General features: G+C 54.7%; 4 protein-coding genes. 3 read left to right on the top strand and 1 reads right to left on the bottom strand.

The features are described 5' to 3' along the window. A partial coding sequence (gene corA / locus NZ823_07020) for a magnesium/cobalt transporter CorA (GenBank protein MCS6804881.1) occupies positions 1–1,075 on the bottom strand: 1,075 nt, incomplete at its 3' end. Between the two features lie 395 nt (positions 1,076–1,470). Between corA and NZ823_07015 the strand changes: the two genes are divergently transcribed. The 3 genes from NZ823_07015 to nadB all read left to right on the top strand — a co-directional run bounded on the left by NZ823_07015 (position 1,471) and on the right by nadB (position 5,236). Beyond that, positions 1,471–2,361, top strand: a complete 891-nt coding sequence (locus NZ823_07015; protein ID MCS6804880.1) for a 3-hydroxybutyryl-CoA dehydrogenase — start codon at positions 1,471–1,473, stop codon at positions 2,359–2,361. Next, positions 2,348–3,391 (top strand): recombinase RecA, encoded by a 1,044-nt coding sequence (recA, locus tag NZ823_07010; GenBank protein ID MCS6804879.1) that lies wholly within the window; start codon positions 2,348–2,350, stop codon positions 3,389–3,391. The genes NZ823_07015 and recA overlap by 14 nt, the downstream gene beginning before the upstream one ends. A gap of 288 nt (positions 3,392–3,679) precedes the next feature. Further along, the gene (gene nadB / locus NZ823_07005; protein MCS6804878.1) at positions 3,680–5,236 is read left to right on the top strand and encodes an L-aspartate oxidase; all 1,557 of its coding nucleotides are present in this window, start codon (positions 3,680–3,682) and stop codon (positions 5,234–5,236) included. Positions 5,237–5,734: the final 498 nt, after the last annotated feature.

Below are 5,734 nucleotides of genomic sequence, written 5' to 3'. Positions count from 1 at the left end.
AGAGCATCACCAGCATGACCGCCGGATAGCCGTAATACCAGTTTAATTCCGGCATGTTCCATGGGCTGACATCCGTGTTGAAGTTCATGCCATAAATACCCACGATGAATGTAAGCGGGATGAAGATGGTCGAGATGATGGTCAGCACTTTGATGACCTCATTCATGCGATTGCTCACACTGGACAGATAGACTTCCAGCATGCCGCCGACAATGTCACGGTAGGTTTCGATGATTTCGACGATCTGCACCGTGTGGTCGTAGACGTCGCGCAGATAGAGCTTCGTTTCTGCGCTAATCAGGTGAGAGTCTTCTCGCAGCAGGATGTTGACGACCTCACGTTCAGGCCAGACCGTGCGGCGCATGACGACCAGATCACGTCGAATACGATGCACTTCGTGGAGCAATGCTCGCGTTGGACGTTCGATAAGTCCATCTTCGAGGTCTTCCAAACGCTCGCCATACAGTTCCAGGATAGGGAACATTTCGTCCACCAGTTTGTCGAGCAAGGCATAGGCCAGATAATCGGCGCCAAGCTGTCGGATGCGCGTGCGCCCGCGTCGCAGGCGTTCGCGCACAGGATCGAAAACGTCACCTTCGAGCTCTTGAATGGTGATGACGAATTTCTCGCCGAAAAATAGACTGATCTGATCGGCGATCAATCCTTCTTGCCACTGCAATTCACGAAGCACGATGAAAAAGTGATCATCATACTCGTCAATTTTGGGCCGTTGGCCAGTGTTCACCACGTCTTCCAGCGCAAGTGAGTGCAGGCCGAACTTCTGGCCTAGTTGCTGGATGAGCTCAATGTCGTGCACGCCGGTTACGTCAATCCACGTCACGGTCGGCTTCTCACGATAGGCCATACATTCGTCGAGCGTCTGCACCTCCCGCTCATCAAAGCAGTCTGCGTTGTAATCAATCACGCGGATGCGGACCCGCTCAACGCGTTTTACTGGCGGCGGGCGAAGCGTCCCGGGCGCTGTGCCAGGTTGAGCGTAGCGTTTCCCGCCGACAATGATGCTGATTTCCGTGTCTTTTTCTCGCTGCTTGCGGAAATTGCCGAATCGAAGCATAACGTGCCTTTGTGCGAGGGCGTGTTTATAGCACACGCCTGCTGCGTTGAACAAGAATCAATGCGCTTGGTGGACGGTGATCGGATTTGCTGGTAAGATAGAGGCCACATAATTTTCATGCAGGGAGTGATAACCGTGAACAACACAGTGATACTGAGCGGCGCGCAGGCGGGGATTGGGGGGTGAAGGAGTGCTCAATACGTTGTCACCCTCAGCATGGAGATCATTTGCAGGATGGCGGCCCTTCGTCTGGGTGAGAGAGATGACATGGCCACGACCGTTGACCGATCGCGGTCCCAAAACAGACAGGGCAGCGAAAACGACGGGCGCGCGGATGAACGAAACGTTAGTGCGAACATGCGCAACATGGCATAAAGCTTGGGAGTGAGTTCATGATGGACATGGAGGCGATTAAAATTTTTGGCGTCGTCGGCGCCGGCACGATGGGGCACGGTATTGCTCAGGTTGCGGCGCGAGCTGGCTATCGCGTGATCTTATGTGATGTCACGCTGCGCATTGTGGAAGCCGCTCGCAATCGGATTGAGAGCAACTTATCGCGGGATGTCAGCAAAGGCCGGTTGACCGAGATTGGCAAGAAAGAGGTGCTTGATCGTATCGGCACAACCGATAATTTGCAGGCGCTGTCGGAGGCCGATTTCGTCGTTGAAGCCGTGATCGAAGACGTGGATACGAAGCTTCGTATGTTTCGCGATTTAGATTCAATTACCCGCCCGGAGGTGATTCTCGCTACTAACACGTCTTCGATTTCCATCACCAAAATTGGTTCAGCCACCAAGCGCGCTGACAAGGTTATCGGGATGCACTTCATGAATCCGGTGCCGCTCATGAAATTGGTAGAGGTCATTCGCGGCGCAGCGACTTCTGATGAAACGTTTCAAGCTGTTACATGGATTGCTAAGAAGATGGGGAAGCAACCGGTTGAGGTGAACGACTGGCCAGGGTTCGTCTCCAATCGGGTGTTGATGCCAATGATCAACGAGGCGATCTTTGCCTTGCACGAAGGCGTCGGCACGGTCGAAGCCATTGATGAGGTGATGCGATTGGGCATGAATCATCCCATGGGACCACTGCAACTAGCCGACCTCATTGGGCTGGATGTCTGTTTAGCGATCATGAATGTCTTGTATCACGGCTTTAAAGACCCCAAATATCGTCCCTGTCCGCTGCTGCAACAATATGTGGATGCCGGTTGGCTGGGGCGAAAATCAGGGCGAGGATTTTACATTTACGAACAGGGAGGCGATGTTACAGATGATAGACGTTGAGAAAAGAAACAAAGCCATTGAAATGGCGCTGAGTCAGATCGAAAAACAATTTGGCAAGGGAACGGTCATGCGGCTGGGTGATACCAAGGTGGAGGACGTGCCGGTCATTTCCACCAACAGTTTGAGTCTGGATGCTGCCATTGGCGTGGGCGGCATTCCGCGTGGCCGTGTGACGGAAATCTTTGGCCCGGAAGCTGGCGGGAAAACGACGCTGGCTTTGCATGTAGTCGCCGAAGCGCAACGATTAGGCGGTGTCGCCGCCTACATTGATGCGGAACACGCGCTGGATGCTGGTTATGCCGAGAAGTTGGGCGTCAACGTGGATGACCTGCTGGTCTCGCAGCCCGATAGCGGCGAGCAAGCATTGGAAATCGCTGAGGCGTTGGTTCGCTCTGGTGGCATTGATGTGTTGGTCGTTGATTCTGTGGCGGCGCTTGTGCCGCGCGCTGAATTGGAAGGTGAGATGGGCGACGCGCTGCCCGGTTTGCAAGCGCGATTGATGTCGCAAGCCTTACGAAAATTAGCTGGCGCTGTCTATCGCTCAAAAACGGCGCTCATCTTCATCAATCAGGTGCGCGAAAAAATTGGCGTCATGTTCGGCAATCCGGAAACAACTACTGGCGGCAAGGCGCTCAAATTCTATGCCAGCCTGCGATTGGACATTCGCCGTACAGGCGCTATTAAAGATGGCGAGGAAGTGGTTGGCAGCCGCACCAAAGTCAAAGTGGTGAAGAACAAAGTTGCGCCGCCGTTCCGTGAAGCGGAGTTTGACATCATCTATGGTGAAGGCATTTCCCGCGAGGGCGAATTGCTTGACCTTGGCGTCGAGCACAAAATCGTGGAGAAAAGCGGCTCCTGGTTTGCTTATAAAGGCGAACGACTCGGTCAGGGTCGGGAGAATGCGCGCCTCTTCTTGAAGGAGCATCCGGAAATTGCTCTGCAGATTGAGAACCAGCTTCGCCAGCGCTTTGGGCTGCCGCCGCGTAACGGGAGTGATGTCCAGGTAGGAGATGCTGCCGCTGCGTCCTAGCATGTTGATTTGATCCAGCTTGATCTACAACGCATCAGCGCACTCAACGGAGCGGTAACAACGACGAGTCCGAGAAGGTGCGCTTGCTGCTATGGAGGCAACGCATCAGCGCAATCAAACGAGCGGCGATAACAGGGCTTATCGAGCTGGCGGACGTCTGGGCTGTTGGCGTGCGCGGTGTCTACCGCGCGCATCGGAGTTCTGATGTGCCTGCACGGTAGGTAAGGGCATCTGGGCTGTTGGCGTGTGCGCTGTCTGCCAGGCTTGTGAACGTTGAGAACCGAGCGTATGGTAGATCACGCAGATTACATTATCATCGGCAGTGGTATCGCCGGATTACGCGCCTGTCTTGAATTGGCCAATGCAGGCCGTGTGGTTGTATTCACCAAAGAGGAAGTCACTGAGTCAAATACCGAGTATGCGCAAGGCGGCGTCGCGGCTGTCATCAGCGATGACGACGATATTGCGCTCCATTTTGAAGACACGATCAATGCCGGCGCAGGCCTTTGTGAGAAGGAGGCCGTCCGTGTGCTGGTCGAGGAAGGACCACGCGCCATTGAAGAGTTGATTGAATGGGGCGCTGAGTTCGATCGCACTGGTGATCGGTTAGAACTTGGCCAAGAGGCCGCCCATTCTCGCCGACGCATCCTTCATGCTAAGGGTGATTCGACAGGGCGTGAGATCGTGCGCGCGATGCTGGCGCAACTCTACCGGCTCAACAAAGTCGAGTTAATCCAGCACGCGCTGAGCGTCGAGCTGGTGACGCGTGAAGGCCGTTGCATCGGTGTCGGTTTCATTGATACGATCACCGGCATCTATCATCGTGTCTTTTCTCGCGCGGTGATTTTGACCACTGGCGGCGCTGGGCAATTGTACGCGCACTCAACTAATCCTGATGTGGCCACTGGCGACGGCATGGCCATGGCCTATTATGCCGGCGCTGTGCTGGCCGATATGGAATTCGTTCAATTTCATCCGACTGCCTTGTCTGTGCCGGGCGCGCCCAATTTCCTCTTGTCTGAAGCGATGCGTGGTGAAGGAGCCTTGCTGCGCAATGTTCACCGTGAGTGGTTCATGTCGGCTTATCATGAACGAGCTGAGCTTGCCCCGCGCGATGTTGTTTCGCGGGCGATCATTCAAGAAATGGCTCGCACACAGAGCGATGTTGTTTTTCTCGATGTGACACATCTGAATGCCGAGCGGATCAAAGCGCGGTTTCCGCGTATCTACACAACGTGCTTGCAGTATGGTATAGACATCACACGAGAGTTGATCCCGGTCAGTCCGGCGGCGCATTACATGATGGGCGGTGTGCGCACCGATTTGCATGGTCGCACATGTGTGACGGGACTCTATGCTGCTGGTGAGGTCGCCTGCGCAGGCATTCACGGCGCGAATCGGCTGGCCAGTAATTCATTGCTGGAGGGCTTGGTGTTTGGCGCACGTGCCGCGCGCGCTGTTCTTGCCGACGCTCTCCCTGCGCCGGCAGTTGCAACGGTTGACAAGAAAGAGCCGTGGCCGGCGGATTGGCGGATCGAACCGGAGGTGTTCCATCAGGTGCGCACGCTTATGAGCCGGCACGTCAGCATCATTCGCTCTGCTGATGAGCTTGCTCAAGCGGTTGAGAAGCTCGCATCGTACGAAAAACGAGCGACAAATCTACCAACGAGAAATTTCGTGACGGTGGCCCGATTAGTTGCCACGGCGGCCTTGTTGCGCCAGGAGAGTCGCGGAGCCCACTACCGCTCTGACTTTCCTGAACGCGATGATAACCGATGGCTAGTTCATTCGGCGCAACGATTGGGCGTCGAACCTTACACAATTCCGGTAGGTCAAGCTGACTAGAGCGGTTTGCGAATCAATCTACGCTGGGACGCGCACTTGCAGTGTGCATGAGCCAGCAAAATGCAGGCGCTCCTCGGGTAAAGGCAATTGAAAATCGCTGTAATTTCGGTGTAGGTGATACCAATACTTCGGAGAAAGGCCATGTGTGAACCAGAAGCCAGGAGCCAGGGATAGTACCAACAGTTCAGAGAAAGTGTGCTCGACCGATCATTTCTGAAAGTTGGTTCAAGGGGCCAGGGGCATAGTACCAATATTCCGGAGAAAGACCATTTTTCCTGAAGCAACATTGGATGGCTTGTACGGGGGCTCGCTGTGGGCCTTCGCATTGATTTAATGCCAATAGGCGGGCAAGGAGCCTGTATGGGTGCCTCGCTGTGGGCCCCCGCGTAGAAAATGAAGAGCGTGAGTGGATGGGACTCCATGCGTTCTTGAGGAATTGTTTCCGGTAATTGCCCCGTGTTTAGTGAATGAGTGTGAGTGGGAAGGATCGAGAGGCGA

This window comes from Blastocatellia bacterium (assembly GCA_025054955.1).
Classification (GTDB): domain Bacteria; phylum Acidobacteriota; class Blastocatellia; order HR10; family J050; genus JANWZE01.
Note: the sequence above shows the minus strand (reverse complement) of the source record. Positions and strands in the feature narration are given on the sequence as shown.

Coding starts and splice junctions, on each gene's coding strand:
- NZ823_07015 (MCS6804880.1), top strand. CDS start 1,471: ATGGACATGGAGGCGATTAAAATTTTTGGCGTCGTCGGCGCCGGCACG.
- recA (MCS6804879.1), top strand. CDS start 2,348: ATGATAGACGTTGAGAAAAGAAACAAAGCCATTGAAATGGCGCTGAGT.
- nadB (MCS6804878.1), top strand. CDS start 3,680: ATGGTAGATCACGCAGATTACATTATCATCGGCAGTGGTATCGCCGGA.